Source organism: Halomonas sp. JB37 (assembly GCF_002332255.1).
Classification (GTDB): domain Bacteria; phylum Pseudomonadota; class Gammaproteobacteria; order Pseudomonadales; family Halomonadaceae; genus Vreelandella; species Vreelandella casei.
In genome coordinates this window covers 259732-275573 of the sequence record NZ_NRGW01000001.1, presented here as the reverse complement: position 1 = coordinate 275573, position 15842 = coordinate 259732, and the positions used below count along the sequence as shown (strand labels likewise).

The window sequence follows — 15842 nt, the reverse complement described above, 5'->3', positions numbered from 1 at the left end:
AGCGAGGCGGATATGCAAAAGATCAAACGTGACGATGAAGTCATCGTCATCGCCGGGAAGGACAAAGGCAAACGTGGCACTGTTAAGCGGGTATTAGAAAGCCGCTTCTTGGTGTCCGGTGTGAACATGATTAAACGTCACACCAAGCCAAATCCCATGGCGGGTAATCAGGGCGGTATCGTCGAGCGTGAGGCTCCGATTCACGCGTCCAACGTAGCCATCTTCAATTCGGAGACCGGTAAGGCGGATCGCGTCGGCTTCCAAGTTAAGGAAGACGGTACCAAGGTACGTATCTACAAGTCGACGCAGACGCAGATCGACGCCTAACGCGAGTCGGGTAGCAAAATGGCGAACTTGAAAGAACGTTATCAAAACGAGGTAGCAGCTGAACTTAAAGAACAGTTTAGCTATGCCAACGTTATGCAGGTACCCCGGATCACGAAAGTGACTCTGAATATGGGTATCGGCGAAGCAGTCAACGATAAAAAGTTGATTGACAATGCCATCGGCGACCTAGAGAAACTCTCTGGTCAAAAACCGTTGGTGACCAAGGCACGTAAGTCCATCGCGGGCTTCAAGGTGCGCGAAGGTTGGCCAATCGGCATCAAGGTAACTCTGCGCGCTGAGCGTATGTGGGACTTCTTGGACCGTTTGGTTTACATCGCGATTCCCCGCGTGCGTGACTTCCGTGGTCTCAACCCGAAGTCCTTCGACGGTCGCGGCAACTATTCTATGGGTGTGCGTGAGCAGATCATCTTCCCGGAGATCGAGTATGATAAAATCGATCGCATCCGTGGGTTGGACGTCACTATCACTACTACCGCCAAAACCGATGAGGAAGGTCGTGCGCTGCTAGCGGCGCTGAACTTCCCCTTCAAGAAATAAGGGTGGGATCATGGCTAAGAAAAGTATGATAGAGCGTGAGCTCAAACGTACGCAATTGGTGGCGAAGTATGCCACCAAGCGTGCCGAGCTCAAGAAGATCATCTCAGGCGTTGATTCGTCTGAGGAAGACCGCTTCGAGGCGACGCTGAAGCTGCAGCAACTGCCGCGCGACTCAAGCCCGGTGCGTCAGCGTAATCGCTGCCGCATCACTGGTCGCCCGCACGGTTTTTACAACAAGTTCGGCCTCGGCCGTAACAAGCTGCGTGAAGCCGCCATGCGTGGCGACGTCCCTGGACTCAAAAAGTCTAGTTGGTAACGCCACGTAGAATCATCAGGAGCGCACATTAAATGAGCATGCAAGATACTCTAGCGGATATGATAACTCGTCTCCGCAATGCGCAGATGGCCACCAAGGAGACGGCTACCATGCCGTCCTCCAAGTTGAAAGTGCAAGTGGCCCGAGTGCTAAAGGAAGAAGGCTACATTGCCGACTTTACGGTTGCAGAGGGTGTTAAACCTGAGCTGACCGTGACTCTCAAATACTTTGAGGGTAAGCCGGTTATTGAGCATATTCAGCGGGTTTCCAAGCCGTCCCTGCGCCGCTATATGGGCAAGGACAACCTGCCTAAGGTCGCCGATGGTCTTGGTATTGCGATTGTCACTACGTCAAGTGGTGTCATGACCGATCGTGCCGCGCGCCAAGCCGGTGTGGGTGGCGAAGTCATCTGCACCGTATTCTAGGAGGCTGGAATGTCCCGCATAGCGAAATATCCGGTTAAAGTGCCCGCCGGCGTTGATATTAAAATCAATGCTGACCAGCTGACCGCCAAGGGCGGCCAGGGCACGCTATCTTTGACCATCCACTCAGATGTAGTGGTCGGTCAAGAAGATGGCCAGCTGACCTTCGCCCCGAGCGAATCTGCCAAGAGCTGGGCAATGGCCGGTACTACCCGCGCCTTAGTTCAGAACCTGGTAACGGGCGTATCCGAGGGTTTCACAAAAACTCTCGAAATTGTTGGCGTCGGTTATCGTGCCCAAGCTAAGGGCCAGACGCTCAATCTTTCACTGGGCTTCTCGCACCCGGTCGACTACGAACTGCCTGAAGGTGTCTCAGCGGAAACGCCGAAAAACACCGTGATCGTGCTGAAAAGCGCGAACAAGCAGCAGCTCGGTCAGTGCGCCGCGGAAATCCGCGCTTTCCGTCCGCCTGAGCCATATAAAGGCAAAGGTGTACGGTACGCCGACGAGCAGGTGCGTCGCAAAGAAGCCAAGAAGAAGTAAGGCAGGGTTATGAACGCGAAGAAAGAATCTCGTCTCCGTCGTGCCCGCCGCGCTCGCGCAAAGATCCGCGAGCTGGGCGTGTATCGCCTGTGCGTCAACCGTACCCCGCGTCACATCTATGCGCAGATTATCTCGCCGGATGGTGGCAAAGTGTTAGCCAGTGCTTCTACGCTGGACAAAGCACTGCGCGAGGGTGCGACCGGTAACTCAGATGCTGCCTCTAAAGTAGGTGCACTGATTGCCGAACGCGCTAAAGAAGCAGGCATCACCCAGGTGGCCTTCGACCGTGCTGGCTTTAAGTATCACGGCCGCGTCAAGGCTCTGGCCGACGCCGCACGTGAAGGCGGCCTGGAATTCTAAAGGGTTTTACGATGGCGAAGAACGAACAGCAAAGCGGTGATCTGCAAGAGAAGTTAGTGCAGGTCAACCGCGTCGCCAAGGTGGTCAAGGGTGGTCGTATTTTCGGCTTCACCGCACTGACCGTCGTTGGTGATGGTAAAGGTCGTGTCGGTTTCGGTCGTGGCAAGGCGCGTGAAGTGCCGGTCGCTATCCAGAAAGCGATGGATCAAGCTCGTCGCAACATGGTCAAGGTGAACCTTGCTGGCCACACGCTGCAGTACCCGATTAAAGCCCGTCACGGTGCTTCTAAGGTGTACATGCAGCCGGCTTCCGAAGGTACCGGTATTATTGCCGGTGGCGCCATGCGCTCTGTACTAGAGCTCGCTGGTGTCCACGATGTACTGGCCAAGTGCTACGGTTCCACCAACCCGGTTAACGTGGTACGAGCGACTGTTAAAGGTCTCTCCTCCATGCAAGCACCGGAAGACATCGCCGCTAAGCGCGGTCTGTCTGTCGACGCGATCACGGGGTAAGACACCATGGCAGCAACGATCAAGTTTACTCAGATCCGCAGCACCATCGGCATTTTGCCTAAGCACAAGGCCACTATGAAAGGCCTGGGTCTGCGTCGCATCGGTCAGACGGTTGAACTGGAAGACACCCCAGCCGTACGCGGCATGATCAACAAGGTTAACTACCTTGTGCGCGTTGAGGGAGAGTAATCCATGAAACTTAATACCTTAAGCCCGGCACCGGGCTCCAAGCACGCTGCAAAGCGCGTTGGTCGTGGTATCGGTTCCGGTCTTGGTAAGACCGGTGGCCGTGGTCACAAAGGTCAGAAATCACGCAGTGGCGGTAGCGTCAAGCCTGGTTTCGAAGGCGGTCAGATGCCTTTGCAGCGTCGTTTGCCGAAATTCGGTTTTACGTCTGCAAAATCACTAGTATCTGAAGAAGTACGCCTGGCCGAACTTGCTAAAGTAGCCGGTGGCGAAGTCACTATGGCGACATTGAAGCAAGCCAACGTGCTGAAGGACTCTACGCTACACGCGAAGATTATCCTTTCTGGCGAATTGAAAACGGCAGTTACCGTTCGCGGAATCAAGGTCACCAAAGGTGCCCGTGAAGCGATCGAAGCTGCTGGCGGCAAGGTAGAGGACTAAATGGCCAAGTCAGGAAAAATGCCGGCGATGGGCAGCGGTCTGAGTGAACTGTGGGCGCGTTTGCGCTTCGTGCTCCTCGCCATCGTGGTGTACCGTATTGGTGCCCACATTCCCGTTCCCGGTATCAATCCTGACCAGCTTGCTGCCTTGTTTAGGGAGCAACAGGGTACTATCTTAGGCATGTTTAACATGTTCTCGGGTGGTGCCCTGGAGCGCATGAGTGTCCTCGCCCTGGGTATAATGCCCTATATTTCGGCGTCGATTATCATGCAGCTCATGACTGCGGTCTCCCCTCATCTTGAGCAGCTCAAGAAAGAGGGTGAGGCTGGCCGCCGCAAGATCAGCCAGTACACCCGCTACGGCACGGTGATACTGGCATTTGTCCAGGCTACCGGCATGTCCGTCGGTCTGGCTAGCCAAGGTATCGCGTACAGCGCTGACTTCAGCTTCTTCTTCACCGCCGTGGTTACGTTTGTATCAGGCGCGGTGTTTATGATGTGGCTGGGTGAGCAAATTACCGAGAAGGGTATCGGCAACGGTATTTCGTTGCTGATCTTTGCGGGTATTGTCGCTGGGCTACCGAGTGCCGTGGGCCAAGCCTTTGAGCTTGCCCGTAACGAAGGCGCCTGGAATGTTCTGCCGCTGTTAGCGTTGTCTGTGTTAGGTATTGCCACTGTCGCTTTCGTGGTTTTCATTGAGCGCGGCCAACGCCGCCTTAAGGTTAACTACCCGCGGCGTCAGGTGGGCAATAAGATGTATGCAGGCCAAAGCAGTTACCTGCCTTTGAAGGTGAATATGGCTGGCGTTATTCCAGCTATCTTTGCCTCCAGTATTCTACTCTTCCCGGCCTCTATTGGTCAGTGGGTAGGTGCCGGTGAAGGTATGGAGTGGTTGCAGCGTGCATCCCAGGCATTAGGTCCAGGTCAACCGCTTTACATCTTGCTTTTCGCGGCGGCAGTGGTATTCTTCTGCTTCTTTTACACAGCGCTGGTCTTCAACCCCAAGGATGTGGCTGACAATCTTAAAAAGTCAGGCGCTTTCCTGCCGGGCATTCGCCCCGGCGAGCAGACCGCTCGCTATATCGACAAGGTCATGACACGCTTGACCCTGTTCGGTGCCTTGTATATCACTGCGGTTTCCTTGATGCCCCAGTTCTTGATTGTGGCGTGGAACGTGCCGTTCTTTTTCGGCGGTACCTCGTTGTTAATCGTAGTCGTGGTCATCATGGACTTCATGGCCCAGGTGCAATCGCATCTCATGTCGCATCAGTATGACTCAGTGATGAAGAAGTCCAACCTGAAAGGCTACGGTAGCGGCGGTATCATGCGCTGAGAGGCGCCGCCCACCCCTATTAATTTAGTTTAGGTGGCGAGCCGCGAGCCGGTTTTTGGAGAAAGATCGATGAAAGTTCGAGCTTCCGTAAAGAAAATGTGCCGTAACTGTAAGATCATTCGTCGCAATGGCGCTGTCCGCGTCATCTGCAGCGAACCACGGCACAAACAGCGTCAGGGCTAATACCTCTGGGTTGTTTTAAGCGGGTGCCAGCATACCCCTTGCCCTCGGGCAAATGAAGGGGTATGCTGTTGCGCCTTTTGTAGATGAATAAACGAGCAAGCCGCTCAAATTTCGGAGTAAGCTGATGGCCCGTATTGCAGGCGTCAATATCCCGGACAACAAGCATGCGGCGATCTCGCTGACCTATATCTTCGGGATTGGCCGTACTCGTGCTGAGCACATCTGTGCAGCAGCCGGTATCGCCATTACTGCCAAGATCCAGGATCTGTCTTCTGAAGAAGTCGACACCCTGCGTTCTGAAGTTGGCAAGTACACCGTAGAAGGCGACCTTCGTCGTGATGTTACGCTTAATATTAAGCGTCTCATGGACTTAGGTTGCTACCGTGGTCTGCGTCATCGTCGTAGTCTTCCGCTGCGTGGTCAGCGGACTAAGACTAACGCGCGCACCCGTAAGGGCCCGCGTAAGCCGATCCGCAAATAATACGCAGGCTCTTTAATAGAGAGCCGGCGTAACGACAGGAATAGACATCAACATGGCTAACCCGCGTAGTAACCGTAAAAAGGTTAAAAAGCAGGTAGTGGACGCGATTGCGCATATCCATGCCTCTTTTAACAACACGATCGTGACGATCACAGACCGCCAGGGCAATGCGCTTTCTTGGGCAACTGCCGGTGGTTCGGGTTTTCGTGGTTCTCGCAAGAGCACCCCGTTCGCTGCTCAAGTAGCAAGTGAACGTGCAGCAACTGCTGCAGCCGAGTATGGTGTGAAAAACGTAGACGTACTGGTTAAAGGCCCAGGACCCGGTCGTGAATCCGCCGTGCGTGCACTTAACGCCGCCGGCTTCCGCGTGCAAAGCATCACAGACGCGACGCCCATTCCTCACAATGGCTGCCGTCCGCCTAAGAAACGCCGCGTTTAAGGAGACAGATTCATGGCTCGTTATATTGGACCGAAGTGCAAACTGTCTCGTCGTGAAGGCACCGATCTCTTTTTGAAGAGTGGCGTGACTCCCTTCGAGAAAAAGTGTAAATCCGAGCAAATCCCGGGTGTACACGGCCAGCGTCGTCAACGTCTTTCAGACTACGGCTTGCAGCTTCGCGAGAAGCAAAAAGTACGTCGCATGTATGGCGTACTCGAAAAACAGTTCCGCAACTACTACAAAGAAGCTGCTCGCCTGAAAGGCGCGACCGGTGAAGTATTGTTGCAGTTGTTAGAATCCCGACTGGATAACGTCGTCTACCGTATGGGCTTTGGCTCGACTCGCTCTGAAGCGCGTCAGCTCGTAAGCCACAAGGCGATTTCCGTGAACGGACGTACCGTTAACGTGGCTTCCTATCAGGTTAAGCCGGGTGACGTTGTTTCCATTCGCGAAAAGGCGAAGAACCAAGCACGTATTCAAAGCGCACTGTCCATTGCGGCAAACCGTGGCGATATCGTTTGGATCGAGATCGACGCCAAGAAGATGGAAGGCACTTTCAAGGCTCTGCCTGAACGCGGTGACCTGACTGCCGACATCAACGAAAACCTGATCGTCGAGCTGTACTCCAAGTAAGCAGCGTTAATTAAGTAAGAGTCTGCTTCTTGAAGCCCGGGCGGGTAGCGTAGCTCTCCGTCCGGTTGCTCTTGAGTACATGCTCTTGAGCCTATGCTCTTGAGACTGAGTATCCGTTTGGCAGCCTGAAAGGTGTTCATATGCAGCGTTCAGTGACAGAGTTTCTCCGCCCTCGCGACATCAAGGTCGAAGAAATCAGCGCACATCACGCCAAAATCGTACTCGAACCATTCGAGCGCGGATTTGGTCACACCCTTGGGAATGCACTGCGTCGCATTCTGCTTTCGTCTATGCCCGGCTGTGCCGTGGTAGAGGCTGAAATTGCCGGTGTAGAGCATGAGTACAGTGCGCTCGAAGGGGTGCAGGAAGATGTTATTGAAATCCTCCTGAACTTGAAAGATGTTGCGATCAAGATGCACAGCCGCGATGAGGCGGTGCTTACGCTGAACAAGCAGGGCCCAGCCGTCGTCACAGCAGGCGACATTGCGCTTGATCATAGCGTCGAAATCGTCAACCCGGACCACGTCATTGCTCATGTCAATGAAGGTGCCGAGCTGAAAATTCAGCTTAAGGTAGCGCTGGGTCGTGGCTACGAACCGGCTGACGCCCGTGGCTCTGATGAAGAGTCACGTGCTATTGGCCGCCTGCAGCTGGATGCCACCTTCAGCCCTGTCCGCCGCGTTTCCTACTCGGTTGAGGCCGCTCGTGTTGAGCAGCGCACCGACCTCGATAAGCTAATTATCGATTTGGAAACCGACGGTACCCTGGATCCGGAAGAGGCTATCCGTCGCAGTGCGACCATTCTGCAAGAGCAGCTGGCCGCCTTCGTCGACCTGGAAGCTGATAAAGAACAGGAAGTCGAAGAAGAAGAGGATCACGTTGATCCAATTCTATTGCGCCCCGTAGACGATCTTGAGTTGACCGTTCGTAGCGCGAACTGCCTAAAAGCCGAGAATATTTACTACATTGGTGATCTGATTCAGCGCACAGAAGTTGAGCTGCTGAAGACACCGAACCTCGGTAAAAAGTCTTTGAACGAAATCAAAGATGTATTGGCGGCGCGCGGCTTGTCCCTCGGCATGCGGTTGGAAAATTGGCCACCGGCAAGCCTGAAGGACGACAAGGCCTCCGCGTGAGTGTCGACTTGAGTCCCAGTTTGGTAAGGAATTACAACCATGCGTCATCGTAAGAGTGGTCGTCATCTGAATCGTACCAGCTCGCATCGCCAGGCAATGTTTAAAAACATGTCTGTCTCGCTGGTCGAGCATGAAGTCATTAAGACAACCCTGCCGAAAGCCAAGGAACTGCGTCGCGTTATCGAGCCGCTGATCACCTTGTCTAAGCAGGATAGCGTTGCAAACCGTCGCTTGGCGTTTGCCCGTACGCGTTCTAAAGAAGCGGTCGGCAAACTGTTCAACGAATTAGGTCCGCGTTACGCTGAGCGTCCGGGTGGTTACATCCGTATTCTTAAGTGCGGTTTCCGCACCGGCGACAACGCGCCTATGGCGTATGTTGAGCTAGTTGATCGTCCCGTTGTTGAAGAAGCCGCAGCAGAAGAGTAATCCTCTGTCGTTAGCGTCTTGAATAGCGAATGAAAACCGACCCTCTTGGGTCGGTTTTTTTATACCTCTCAGCTAACACTCTCTGGGTGAACCGAACTGGGTATATACTGCGCCTATTATAGGTAGCCATAATGACTACTTTGCCGTCATGGGAAAGCCTTGCGTTGCGCCTTGAGTGTGGCAAGGTAGTGGAACAGTATGAGCGCGTTGATAACGAGCAAGGGGCACAGGCATGTATGCGAGGGTAAAACACGCTGTCGGTAAAGCATCGGCGGCATGGGCAGTGAATATGGGGCTACTACTGATGCTGTCGTTGATCACCAGCGCTCACGCTGATAATCCGCGCTATGCGGGCATTGTGGTCGATTTGGATAATGGCGAAGTGCTGTATGCTGAAAATATTGATGACCAGCGTTATCCTGCATCGCTGACTAAAATGATGACGCTGTATTTGACCTTTGAGGCGCTTCAAGCGGGTACCCTGCGTATTGACCAGCCCCTGCCCGTTTCTAGCGTTGCCGCTGCTAAGCCTGCTGTAAAACTCTGGCTGGCGGCGGGCAGCTCTATTCCTGTTGATACGGCGATACGTGCACTGGCGGTGCGTTCAGCTAACGATGTCGCTGCGGTGATAGCCGAAGCGCTAGGCGGCACCGAAGAACGCTTCAGTGACATGATGACGACCAAAGCGCGTGAATTAGGTATGCACGCCACAACCTTTCGCAATGCATCCGGTTTGCCAGATGACGGCCAGGTGACCACTGCGCGCGATATGCTGACGCTGTCTGTGCGGGTTATGCAGGATTTTCCTCAGTACTATCATTATTTTGGCCTGCAAGAGTTCACTTATCGTGGCACCCGACATACCAGCCACAACCGCTTAGTGCGTGATTATCCCGGGGCTGATGGCCTTAAAACTGGGTTTATTCGTGCCTCTGGTTTTAACGTGGCGACGACGGCCGTGCACGGCAATCGTCGGCTGATGGCTGTGGTGATGGGCGGCTTTTCCGCTCAGTCTCGCGACACGCATATGGCTAACTTGCTCGACCGCAGCTTTTTGCGCGCATCGTTACGCGATCAGCAAAACTGGATGGCCAGCACCAATGTCGCCCAGGAATTTATGACGTTTGGGCCCACCGCGTTGATGCCGCCCCAGCCTGTTGCCCCGCCTGCACAGCGACAACCGATGTTAGCTGTGGTGGAAACCGTGCCGTCGCCCGCTCCCTCTTCATCGCTGTCTTCAGCGCCCGCGCGAGATCTCGATGCGCAGCTGGCTGATGTGTCGAGTATACAGCGCCCCAATGAACAGCAAGCCGCGCCGCAGCATGACCCCTTACAGGCTTTTATTGAGCGTGAGCAGCAGATGGCCTCGGTATCTGAAGCCGGTGGCAGTTGGGGAATCCAGGTAGGCGCCTTTAGCCAAGAAATGCAGGCAAGGCATCTTGCCCAGCAGGCGGCGCAGCGAGTAGACCAAAGCGTTGGTGGCCGTGTTGAAGTAGATACCATCGCTGGTCAAACGCCGGTTTACCGTGCCCGCTTAGTCGCGCTTGATGAGCAGCGTGCGCGTCAGGCATGCCGCCAGCTGCACTCTCAAGGCCTGGACTGCATGGTGGTTAACGCCAGCTTATAGCGCATTTCACTGGCATATCACCCCGCCAATCTGCGTTGGCGGGTTTTTTTGTTTTGGGTGATTAATAAACAGGAGGCTGTGGTGACAACGTCGCTAAAGGGCATACTCAGCATGTGTATCGGCGTCTTTTTTCTAGCGCTGGGTGATGCCGTCGCCAAGTGGCTTGGTGAGGTGCACTCGCCCCTGCAGATTATTTTCTTTCGCACGCTGATATCGCTGCCGCTGATTGCGCTGCTGGCCCATTTTTCGGGAGGGCTGCGTAAACTGGGCACTCGAAGGCCTGGGATGCATGCCGTTCGAGGTTTGATTTATACCGGCACCATGGTGTTCTTTGTCGTGGGCTTAACACTGCTTCCGCTGGCTGAGGCGACGGCGATTGCCTTTGTCGCTCCGCTGTTTGTCACACTGCTGTCGGTGCCTTTGCTTGGCGAGCGAATTGCGCCGCCGGTGCTAGCCGCCTCACTGGTGGGTTTTGTCGGTGTGTTGGTGGTGGTTCGTCCTGGCGAGGGTGCATTTCACATTGGCACGCTCAGCATGATAGCGGCCGCCCTGTTTTATGCACTGATGATGATTACGGCGCGTCGCTACGGCGCTCGCGAGCATCTCTGGGCGATGGTGTTCTATGTCACTTTAGTGCCGTTTATAGTGACCGCGGTGAGCCTGCCTTGGGTGTGGCAAATGCCCCAACTTTGGCATTGGGCAGGCTTTATAGCATCGGGCGTGCTTGGCGTGGCGGCAACGGTGTTTATCACGTTGGCTTTTCGGTTTGCTCCGGCGGCCATCGCCGCGCCGTTTGATTACACCGCCATGCTGTGGGCAGTGATACTGGGCTGGTGGTTTTGGGGTGAAATGCCGGACATCTGGGTGTGGGTGGGCAGCGTCTTGATTGTGGGCAGTGGGATTGCCGTGGCGTACTACGACCGTCGGACTACCTTAAAACGCCGCCCAACCTCTTAATCTGCCCTCAAGCAAACTGGTAGACATCCATCGCCAGCACGCCGTGCTCAACGCTGTGATGCAGCTGAGTTGCCTCGTTACCGGCGCCCATCGCGACAAGCAGCGGTTGAAAGTGCTCAGGCGTAGGGTGGTTCCTATTGGCCTGCGGCGCCTTTTCCCAGTGCAGCAGCGCGTCACGATCATTGGCGACTATATGGGTCGTCACCCAGCTTGAAAACTCATCTACCCAGGTAGGCATTTGGCTGCCCATCGGCATCAGCTCATACAAGTTATGGGTCAGGCTGCCTGAGCCGATAATCAAAATACCTTCTTCTCGCAGCGCCGACAGCTGTTCTCCAAGTGCGACAAGCTCGCTATTACGCCAATGCACGGGCAATGATAGTGACACGACGGACACATCAGCAGCTGGAAACATCAATGAAAGTGGCACCCAGGCACCGTGATCCATGCCACGCTCTACTCGCTCGGCACCCAGTAACAGCGCCAGCCGTTCGGCCAGCTCAGGGTCGCCTGGAGCTGGGTACTGGCATTCGAATAGCGCTTGTGGGAATCCGCCGAAATCATGAATCGTTTCTGGCTTGGCGGTGGTGCTGACTTTGAGTGACGAACTCTCCCAATGTGCCGATATCACGATAACGGCTTTAGGCGAGAGACACCTGCCCAATTCGCGTAAAAAAGCATGAGCGGGCGTTTTGTTCAGCGCCAGCATCGGCGAGCCGTGGGATATAAACAGGCTAGGTAACATGATTGACTCTCCATCGCAGTGCCAGCGCGAGCGGTAAGCAAGCGCTGGCGATAACGTCAGGCAAAGCGGCGATCTAACACCCCGCGCCCACTTCCTAGGCCGGCTTGAACTATCAGCGCCAGCGTCCAAAATACTGGGAATTCCCAACCACCCCCGGCATTAGAAAACATCCAGCCGTTGCCAAGGTGCACCCAGGTGGCGCCAAGTAATACAGGAATCAACGCCAGACTCACCCAGCGGGTATACACACCCAGCAGCAGCGCAGCGCCGCCGCCAATTTCCGCAGCGATAGTCAGGTAGGCCAAAAACCCTGGCAACCCAAGTGACTCAAAGTAGCCGACAGTACCGGGCAGGGTAAATACAAACAGTTTGAGCGAGCCGTGGGCGAGAGCCATCACGCCTAGCGCGACGCGCAATAGCGAAATAGCATGAGGCTGTAGAGAGGTGGCTGTCGCAGGCGGTGAGAGAGTGGTCATATGAGTCGCTTCCATCAAGGGTGGTCGATGGGGCTACTTTACCGCCAGACTTTGCTGAGATAATCAGCGCGCATTGCACATCACTGTTGCGCTGGTTGCGACAATCCGATCTGTTGTTCCCAAATAGGGGGGTCGCCCCATGCTACGGATAGCTGCTCGACAAAGCGTTCCACTTTGGCAGGTAGATAGCGCCGAGCGGGATAAAGTGCGTGAACATCGAGTCGCACGGTGGGCTCATCGATCAAAATAGGCACTAAACGGCCACTGGCGATACTCTCAGTGACTAAAAAGCTGGGCTGCTGAGCGATGCCCAGCCCGGCTTCTGCAGCGTGGGTTAATACATCGCCATTGTTGCTTTCCAACGGGCCACGAACGCTGATGGGCTGCGTGGCTAGCTGCCAGTCCGCGGTATTTTGGCCGCTGCGATAACGTAGGCAGCGGTGGTGTGCCAGCGCTTGAATACTCTCTGGCTCCCCGTGGGTGGCCAGATAATCCGGCGAGGCGCAAAACAGTAGGCGGCAGCGAGTTAGACGGCGGGCGACTAAGCTGGAGTCGGGCAGGCTGCCGATACGAATTGCGACGTCATAGCCTTCTTCCAATAAATCAACGCGGCGATCGTTAAGGTCGAGACGTACTTCAAGCGCTGGATGCGCCAGCATAAACTGAGCGACCAGCGGGGCCAGGTAACGAGTACCGAAGCTCATGGGCCCATTGACGCGCAGCTGCCCGCGCACATCGCTGGTGCCCTGGCCGACCTCGGCGGCGGCTTCATCAAGCGCCTGTAGAATGCTTTGAGCACGTGCCAGATAGCGCTCCCCGGCCTCAGTGAGATGCAAGCGTCGCGTAGTGCGCTGAATCAGCCGCGCGCCCAGCGATGCTTCCAGTGCCATGACCTGACGCGACACTCGAGTGCGTGAAAGATCCAGCGCCTGTGCTGCTTGTGTATAGCTACCCAGCTCGGCAACTCGCACAAACGTAACAAGATGCTCTAGCTGATTCATGAGGCTGTTACCGTTTTAAACGCCCGCGCGGCTTGAGCCGGGTCAGGCTGGCCGCAAATAGCCGAAATAACCGCTAATCCGTCTGCGCCTGCGCGCCGTACATGGTTCGCGTGTTCAGCCTTTAGCCCACCAATGGCAACGCTGGGGAGCCGGCATGCGGCGACAAGCGCGGCTAAGCCGTCAAAGCCAATTGGCTGCGCGTGATCTTGCTTACTTCCGGTGGCAAACACCGGGCCGATTCCTACATAGTCGAGCAGTGTCAGTGGCGCTGCATCCAGCTGGGCATGCGTGTTGATCGAAAGGCCAATAATCGCCTGCTCGCCCATAGCTGCCCGCGCCGCTTGCACGGCGGTGTCGCTTTGCCCTACGTGCAAACCGTCTGCCTGGCTTTCTAGCGCCACTGTTAAGCGGTCGTTAATAATCAGCGGTACGCCGGTGCCTGCCAGTACGCTTTTCAGCCGTTTTGCTTGCGCAATCATCTGGGCGTCGCTGGCGTGCTTATCGCGTAGCTGGACGATCGTCACGCCGCCGTTTACCGCGGCTTCGACCGTTTTTTCCAATCCGTAATCGTGGCATAGCGCGGCATCGGTGACTAAATACAGCGACAGATCAAACGACATGGACCGCCTCCAGATGAGTATGAGTAGTGAGATCCGCAGGGGTGAGCTGGTAGAGCGCATCCAGAAGGGCTACTTGAAAGCTACCAGGGCCTTGCGCGCGGCTGCCTGCACTTTCGCCGGCAACGGCAAAACAGGCCAATGCGGCCACTGTGGCACCCAGTGCCGCCTGGCGATTAGCGGCCACAAAAGCGGCCACTAGTGCGCTCAGCCCGCAGCCTAGCGTCGTGACATGCGGCATCAATGAGTGGCCGCCCTCAATTCGATAATGCTGTGTGCCATCGGTCACCCAGTCGCTTTCGCCGGTCATAGCCACCACGCAGCCGTGCTTTTGTGCCAGCGCTATTGCAGCTTCGACGGCTTGCCCTGTGGTGGCCGTTGCATCCACGCCGCGGCCTTGGCTGGCCAAGCCATTGAGGGCAAGAATTTCAGAAGCATTGCCGCGAATAACGCCAGGCTTCAAGGCCAGCAGGCGTGTGCAAAGCGCTTGGCGATAGCGCGTTGCGCCAACCGCGACAGGGTCTAACACCCACGGAATGTCATATTTATCGGCAGTAGCCGCAGCGATCAGCATAGCATCGGCCCAGTGAGCAGAAATCGTACCAATATTGACAGACAGTGCCGCAGAGATAGCGGTGAACTCAGCCACTTCCTCAGGCGCATGCAGCATGGCGGGCGAGGCCCCCGTGGCTAGCAGTAAGTTAGCGGTGCTATTCATGGCGACGTAGTTCGTCATGCAGTGAACCAGCGGTGTCTCTGAGCGAAGTGCCTCAAGATAATCGCCAAGCGGGCGGAGGGGCATGGTCTGTTCCTATAAAGCGGCCAGCGTTACTGGCTGAAGGCCAGCATGGTAACGATTCTTCATCATCAATGCTGACCGAGATTCATGAAAGACAGCGCTTGATGACAGGCTTAGAGTAATAAAAGCCTATAAACTTGCCACAGAAACAATCTGCGAAGCAGTGATACATGAGGAAAACCAATGGCTGAGCTACTGTTCCGGCTGCGTCACGTGACCGATGAGGAAGCGATGGAAGTGCGCGATCTATTCGCAGCGCACGGCTTTGATACTTATGAAACCCAGGCGGGCTTTTTCCGCTTGGGTGTCGATGCCATTTGGCTGCGTAATCCACATCAGCATGAAGCGGCGACCGCTGCGTTGAACGCTTATCAAGCCGAGCGCTTTGAGCGCATGCAGCGTGAGCACCAGTCAGCGGTTGAGCGCGGTGAGGCGGCAACGCTGTGGCGCCGCCTAGCCGCGCACCCGGTACAAGTCGTGCTGGTGCTGATAGCGGTAGGGCTTATTGCCGCCCTCACGCTGCTGCCTTTTTTAGGTCTATCGCATGCCTAAGCGGCCGGCAAATGACCGCGTTTAAGATACATCATGACGCCTTCGCTACCGGCGGTGAGCGCCGGGGCCGCGCCGCTAGGGTAGCGGCACCAAGTACCCGCAGAGTAGCTTTGCTCAGTATCGCTGAGGGTACCTTCTAAGACCAAAAACTCCATGCCCCCCATCAGGGTCGGGTACGTAATAGACGTGCCCGCAGCCCAGTTTTCTAGGCTGATGCGCTCCTGCTTATAGGTATGCAGCATTTTGTAGACAATGCGCGGGCGTCTATCAGGCTGCCAGGGAAGTCGGTGGGCAGGTACCGCCAGCTGTAGCGTGTCGTTAGGATCAAACTGATGCAGTTTGACAAAAATCAGCGCGCCTTCCTCGCCAATCTGCGGCGTATGACCGGTACCCACGGGGTTTCTTAAGTAGCTACCCGCTGCGTAGCGGCCATGTTCATCGGCAAAGACACCCTCTAACACCAAAATTTCTTCACCGCCGCCGTGGGTATGCCGCTCGAACTGCGAGTTGGGGGCGTAGCGAACCAGGCTAGTCGCACGTGCGACTTCGTCACCAATCCGGTCAAACATCATGCGTTCTACTCCCGGACTGGGGGAGTCGACCCATTGATACTCTTCCGGAGTAACACAGGCAAAGTGGCTAAAATCAGCGTTTAGGCGCATAGGAAGGCTCTTCGCAGGGGACGTAAAGTAAGGGGGAAGGGGTGCTAGTCTCCTTATCGAGAGCCGAGAATGCAACTTTCAGTGGTGCGATACGCGCGGTGACGGCATAAA

25 protein-coding genes are annotated in these 15842 nt (G+C 55.6%); 19 read left to right on the top strand and 6 right to left on the bottom strand.

Annotation, left to right across the window (positions count from 1 at the left end; all coding sequences use genetic code 11):
• Nucleotides 1-12 precede the first annotated feature (12 nt).
• From rplX to CIK78_RS01310, 18 genes are all read left to right on the top strand, one after another.
• Entirely contained in the window at nucleotides 13-327 is a 315-nt protein-coding gene (gene rplX / locus CIK78_RS01395) for a 50S ribosomal protein L24 (RefSeq protein ID WP_096276511.1), read from the top strand.
• An 18-nt stretch (nucleotides 328-345) separates the two neighbouring features.
• On the top strand, nucleotides 346-885 hold the full coding sequence (gene rplE / locus CIK78_RS01390; RefSeq protein ID WP_096276508.1) for a 50S ribosomal protein L5: 540 nt from the start codon (nucleotides 346-348) through the stop codon (nucleotides 883-885).
• Between the two features lie 10 nt (nucleotides 886-895).
• Nucleotides 896-1201: a 30S ribosomal protein S14 gene (gene rpsN / locus CIK78_RS01385; protein WP_096276506.1), complete on the top strand. Its 306-nt coding sequence runs from the start codon at nucleotides 896-898 to the stop codon at nucleotides 1199-1201.
• Between the two features lie 32 nt (nucleotides 1202-1233).
• On the top strand, nucleotides 1234-1626 hold the full coding sequence (gene rpsH / locus CIK78_RS01380; RefSeq protein ID WP_096276504.1) for a 30S ribosomal protein S8: 393 nt from the start codon (nucleotides 1234-1236) through the stop codon (nucleotides 1624-1626).
• A gap of 9 nt (nucleotides 1627-1635) precedes the next feature.
• Nucleotides 1636-2166, top strand: a complete 531-nt coding sequence (rplF, locus tag CIK78_RS01375; RefSeq protein ID WP_096276502.1) for a 50S ribosomal protein L6 — start codon at nucleotides 1636-1638, stop codon at nucleotides 2164-2166.
• Nucleotides 2167-2175: 9 nt separating this feature from the next.
• Entirely contained in the window at nucleotides 2176-2526 is a 351-nt protein-coding gene (rplR, locus tag CIK78_RS01370; protein ID WP_008959159.1) for a 50S ribosomal protein L18, read from the top strand.
• A gap of 11 nt (nucleotides 2527-2537) precedes the next feature.
• Entirely contained in the window at nucleotides 2538-3038 is a 501-nt protein-coding gene (gene rpsE / locus CIK78_RS01365) for a 30S ribosomal protein S5 (protein ID WP_096276500.1), read from the top strand.
• A 6-nt stretch (nucleotides 3039-3044) separates the two neighbouring features.
• On the top strand, nucleotides 3045-3227 hold the full coding sequence (gene rpmD / locus CIK78_RS01360) for a 50S ribosomal protein L30 (RefSeq protein ID WP_096276498.1): 183 nt from the start codon (nucleotides 3045-3047) through the stop codon (nucleotides 3225-3227).
• A gap of 3 nt (nucleotides 3228-3230) precedes the next feature.
• The gene (gene rplO, locus CIK78_RS01355; RefSeq protein ID WP_096276496.1) at nucleotides 3231-3665 is read left to right on the top strand and encodes a 50S ribosomal protein L15; all 435 of its coding nucleotides are present in this window, start codon (nucleotides 3231-3233) and stop codon (nucleotides 3663-3665) included.
• Nucleotides 3666-4997 (top strand): preprotein translocase subunit SecY, encoded by a 1332-nt coding sequence (gene secY / locus CIK78_RS01350; RefSeq protein WP_096276494.1) that lies wholly within the window; start codon nucleotides 3666-3668, stop codon nucleotides 4995-4997.
• Nucleotides 4998-5066: 69 nt separating this feature from the next.
• Nucleotides 5067-5180, top strand: a complete 114-nt coding sequence (gene rpmJ / locus CIK78_RS01345) for a 50S ribosomal protein L36 (protein WP_008959154.1) — start codon at nucleotides 5067-5069, stop codon at nucleotides 5178-5180.
• A gap of 124 nt (nucleotides 5181-5304) precedes the next feature.
• Nucleotides 5305-5661, top strand: a complete 357-nt coding sequence (gene rpsM, locus CIK78_RS01340) for a 30S ribosomal protein S13 (protein WP_096276492.1) — start codon at nucleotides 5305-5307, stop codon at nucleotides 5659-5661.
• Nucleotides 5662-5713: 52 nt separating this feature from the next.
• Nucleotides 5714-6100 carry a 30S ribosomal protein S11 gene (gene rpsK / locus CIK78_RS01335; protein WP_096276490.1) on the top strand — a complete coding sequence of 129 codons (387 nt, stop codon included), beginning with the start codon at nucleotides 5714-5716 and terminating at the stop codon, nucleotides 6098-6100.
• A 12-nt stretch (nucleotides 6101-6112) separates the two neighbouring features.
• Nucleotides 6113-6733, top strand: a complete 621-nt coding sequence (gene rpsD / locus CIK78_RS01330; protein ID WP_096276488.1) for a 30S ribosomal protein S4 — start codon at nucleotides 6113-6115, stop codon at nucleotides 6731-6733.
• Nucleotides 6734-6873: 140 nt separating this feature from the next.
• Nucleotides 6874-7869, top strand: coding sequence for a DNA-directed RNA polymerase subunit alpha (gene rpoA / locus CIK78_RS01325; protein ID WP_009288137.1), 996 nt, complete (start codon nucleotides 6874-6876; stop codon nucleotides 7867-7869).
• Nucleotides 7870-7908: 39 nt separating this feature from the next.
• Nucleotides 7909-8295 carry a 50S ribosomal protein L17 gene (gene rplQ / locus CIK78_RS01320; RefSeq protein ID WP_096276486.1) on the top strand — a complete coding sequence of 129 codons (387 nt, stop codon included), beginning with the start codon at nucleotides 7909-7911 and terminating at the stop codon, nucleotides 8293-8295.
• A 232-nt stretch (nucleotides 8296-8527) separates the two neighbouring features.
• A complete protein-coding gene (locus tag CIK78_RS01315; protein ID WP_225734362.1) occupies nucleotides 8528-9922 on the top strand; it encodes a D-alanyl-D-alanine carboxypeptidase in 1395 nt (464 codons plus the stop codon).
• Between the two features lie 81 nt (nucleotides 9923-10003).
• Nucleotides 10004-10879, top strand: a complete 876-nt coding sequence (locus tag CIK78_RS01310; protein ID WP_255249079.1) for a DMT family transporter — start codon at nucleotides 10004-10006, stop codon at nucleotides 10877-10879.
• Nucleotides 10880-10886: 7 nt separating this feature from the next.
• Here the strand turns inward: CIK78_RS01310 and CIK78_RS01305 are convergent, their stop codons facing one another.
• The 5 genes from CIK78_RS01305 to thiM form a co-directional block, all read right to left on the bottom strand.
• Complete coding sequence (locus CIK78_RS01305) at nucleotides 10887-11624, bottom strand: class III extradiol ring-cleavage dioxygenase (RefSeq protein ID WP_096276483.1); 738 nt, start codon at nucleotides 11622-11624, stop codon at nucleotides 10887-10889.
• A 56-nt stretch (nucleotides 11625-11680) separates the two neighbouring features.
• Entirely contained in the window at nucleotides 11681-12100 is a 420-nt protein-coding gene (locus tag CIK78_RS01300; RefSeq protein WP_225734361.1) for a DoxX family protein, read from the bottom strand.
• An 80-nt stretch (nucleotides 12101-12180) separates the two neighbouring features.
• Nucleotides 12181-13101, bottom strand: a complete 921-nt coding sequence (locus CIK78_RS01295) for a LysR family transcriptional regulator (RefSeq protein WP_096276479.1) — start codon at nucleotides 13099-13101, stop codon at nucleotides 12181-12183.
• Nucleotides 13098-13721, bottom strand: coding sequence for a thiamine phosphate synthase (thiE, locus tag CIK78_RS01290; RefSeq protein ID WP_096276477.1), 624 nt, complete (start codon nucleotides 13719-13721; stop codon nucleotides 13098-13100). The genes CIK78_RS01295 and thiE overlap by 4 nt, the downstream gene beginning before the upstream one ends.
• Entirely contained in the window at nucleotides 13711-14520 is an 810-nt protein-coding gene (thiM, locus tag CIK78_RS01285; protein WP_096276475.1) for a hydroxyethylthiazole kinase, read from the bottom strand. The genes thiE and thiM overlap by 11 nt, the downstream gene beginning before the upstream one ends.
• A 180-nt stretch (nucleotides 14521-14700) precedes the next feature.
• Between thiM and CIK78_RS01280 the strand changes: the two genes are divergently transcribed.
• Nucleotides 14701-15069: a DUF6164 family protein gene (locus CIK78_RS01280; protein ID WP_096276473.1), complete on the top strand. Its 369-nt coding sequence runs from the start codon at nucleotides 14701-14703 to the stop codon at nucleotides 15067-15069.
• Here CIK78_RS01280 and CIK78_RS01275 read toward each other — a convergent pair.
• Entirely contained in the window at nucleotides 15066-15731 is a 666-nt protein-coding gene (locus CIK78_RS01275) for a cupin domain-containing protein (protein ID WP_096276471.1), read from the bottom strand. The two genes, CIK78_RS01280 and CIK78_RS01275, sit on opposite strands and share 4 nt — an antisense overlap.
• Nucleotides 15732-15842 lie beyond the last annotated feature (111 nt).

What these genes read in the sequence shown, in the direction of transcription:
- CIK78_RS01275 (WP_096276471.1), bottom strand. Translation starts at nt 15,731, where the DNA reads ATGCGCCTAAACGCTGATTTTAGCCACTTTGCCTGTGTTACTCCGGAA.
- rplO (WP_096276496.1), top strand. Translation starts at nt 3,231, where the DNA reads ATGAAACTTAATACCTTAAGCCCGGCACCGGGCTCCAAGCACGCTGCA.
- rpmJ (WP_008959154.1), top strand. Translation starts at nt 5,067, where the DNA reads ATGAAAGTTCGAGCTTCCGTAAAGAAAATGTGCCGTAACTGTAAGATC.
- CIK78_RS01300 (WP_225734361.1), bottom strand. Translation starts at nt 12,100, where the DNA reads ATGACCACTCTCTCACCGCCTGCGACAGCCACCTCTCTACAGCCTCAT.
- thiE (WP_096276477.1), bottom strand. Translation starts at nt 13,721, where the DNA reads ATGTCGTTTGATCTGTCGCTGTATTTAGTCACCGATGCCGCGCTATGC.
- rplX (WP_096276511.1), top strand. Translation starts at nt 13, where the DNA reads ATGCAAAAGATCAAACGTGACGATGAAGTCATCGTCATCGCCGGGAAG.
- rpsE (WP_096276500.1), top strand. Translation starts at nt 2,538, where the DNA reads ATGGCGAAGAACGAACAGCAAAGCGGTGATCTGCAAGAGAAGTTAGTG.
- CIK78_RS01280 (WP_096276473.1), top strand. Translation starts at nt 14,701, where the DNA reads ATGGCTGAGCTACTGTTCCGGCTGCGTCACGTGACCGATGAGGAAGCG.
- rpoA (WP_009288137.1), top strand. Translation starts at nt 6,874, where the DNA reads ATGCAGCGTTCAGTGACAGAGTTTCTCCGCCCTCGCGACATCAAGGTC.
- CIK78_RS01295 (WP_096276479.1), bottom strand. Translation starts at nt 13,101, where the DNA reads ATGAATCAGCTAGAGCATCTTGTTACGTTTGTGCGAGTTGCCGAGCTG.
- rpmD (WP_096276498.1), top strand. Translation starts at nt 3,045, where the DNA reads ATGGCAGCAACGATCAAGTTTACTCAGATCCGCAGCACCATCGGCATT.
- rpsN (WP_096276506.1), top strand. Translation starts at nt 896, where the DNA reads ATGGCTAAGAAAAGTATGATAGAGCGTGAGCTCAAACGTACGCAATTG.
- rplF (WP_096276502.1), top strand. Translation starts at nt 1,636, where the DNA reads ATGTCCCGCATAGCGAAATATCCGGTTAAAGTGCCCGCCGGCGTTGAT.
- rpsK (WP_096276490.1), top strand. Translation starts at nt 5,714, where the DNA reads ATGGCTAACCCGCGTAGTAACCGTAAAAAGGTTAAAAAGCAGGTAGTG.
- CIK78_RS01305 (WP_096276483.1), bottom strand. Translation starts at nt 11,624, where the DNA reads ATGTTACCTAGCCTGTTTATATCCCACGGCTCGCCGATGCTGGCGCTG.
- thiM (WP_096276475.1), bottom strand. Translation starts at nt 14,520, where the DNA reads ATGCCCCTCCGCCCGCTTGGCGATTATCTTGAGGCACTTCGCTCAGAG.
- rplE (WP_096276508.1), top strand. Translation starts at nt 346, where the DNA reads ATGGCGAACTTGAAAGAACGTTATCAAAACGAGGTAGCAGCTGAACTT.
- rpsM (WP_096276492.1), top strand. Translation starts at nt 5,305, where the DNA reads ATGGCCCGTATTGCAGGCGTCAATATCCCGGACAACAAGCATGCGGCG.
- secY (WP_096276494.1), top strand. Translation starts at nt 3,666, where the DNA reads ATGGCCAAGTCAGGAAAAATGCCGGCGATGGGCAGCGGTCTGAGTGAA.
- rpsD (WP_096276488.1), top strand. Translation starts at nt 6,113, where the DNA reads ATGGCTCGTTATATTGGACCGAAGTGCAAACTGTCTCGTCGTGAAGGC.
- rplR (WP_008959159.1), top strand. Translation starts at nt 2,176, where the DNA reads ATGAACGCGAAGAAAGAATCTCGTCTCCGTCGTGCCCGCCGCGCTCGC.
- rpsH (WP_096276504.1), top strand. Translation starts at nt 1,234, where the DNA reads ATGAGCATGCAAGATACTCTAGCGGATATGATAACTCGTCTCCGCAAT.
- rplQ (WP_096276486.1), top strand. Translation starts at nt 7,909, where the DNA reads ATGCGTCATCGTAAGAGTGGTCGTCATCTGAATCGTACCAGCTCGCAT.
- CIK78_RS01315 (WP_225734362.1), top strand. Translation starts at nt 8,528, where the DNA reads ATGTATGCGAGGGTAAAACACGCTGTCGGTAAAGCATCGGCGGCATGG.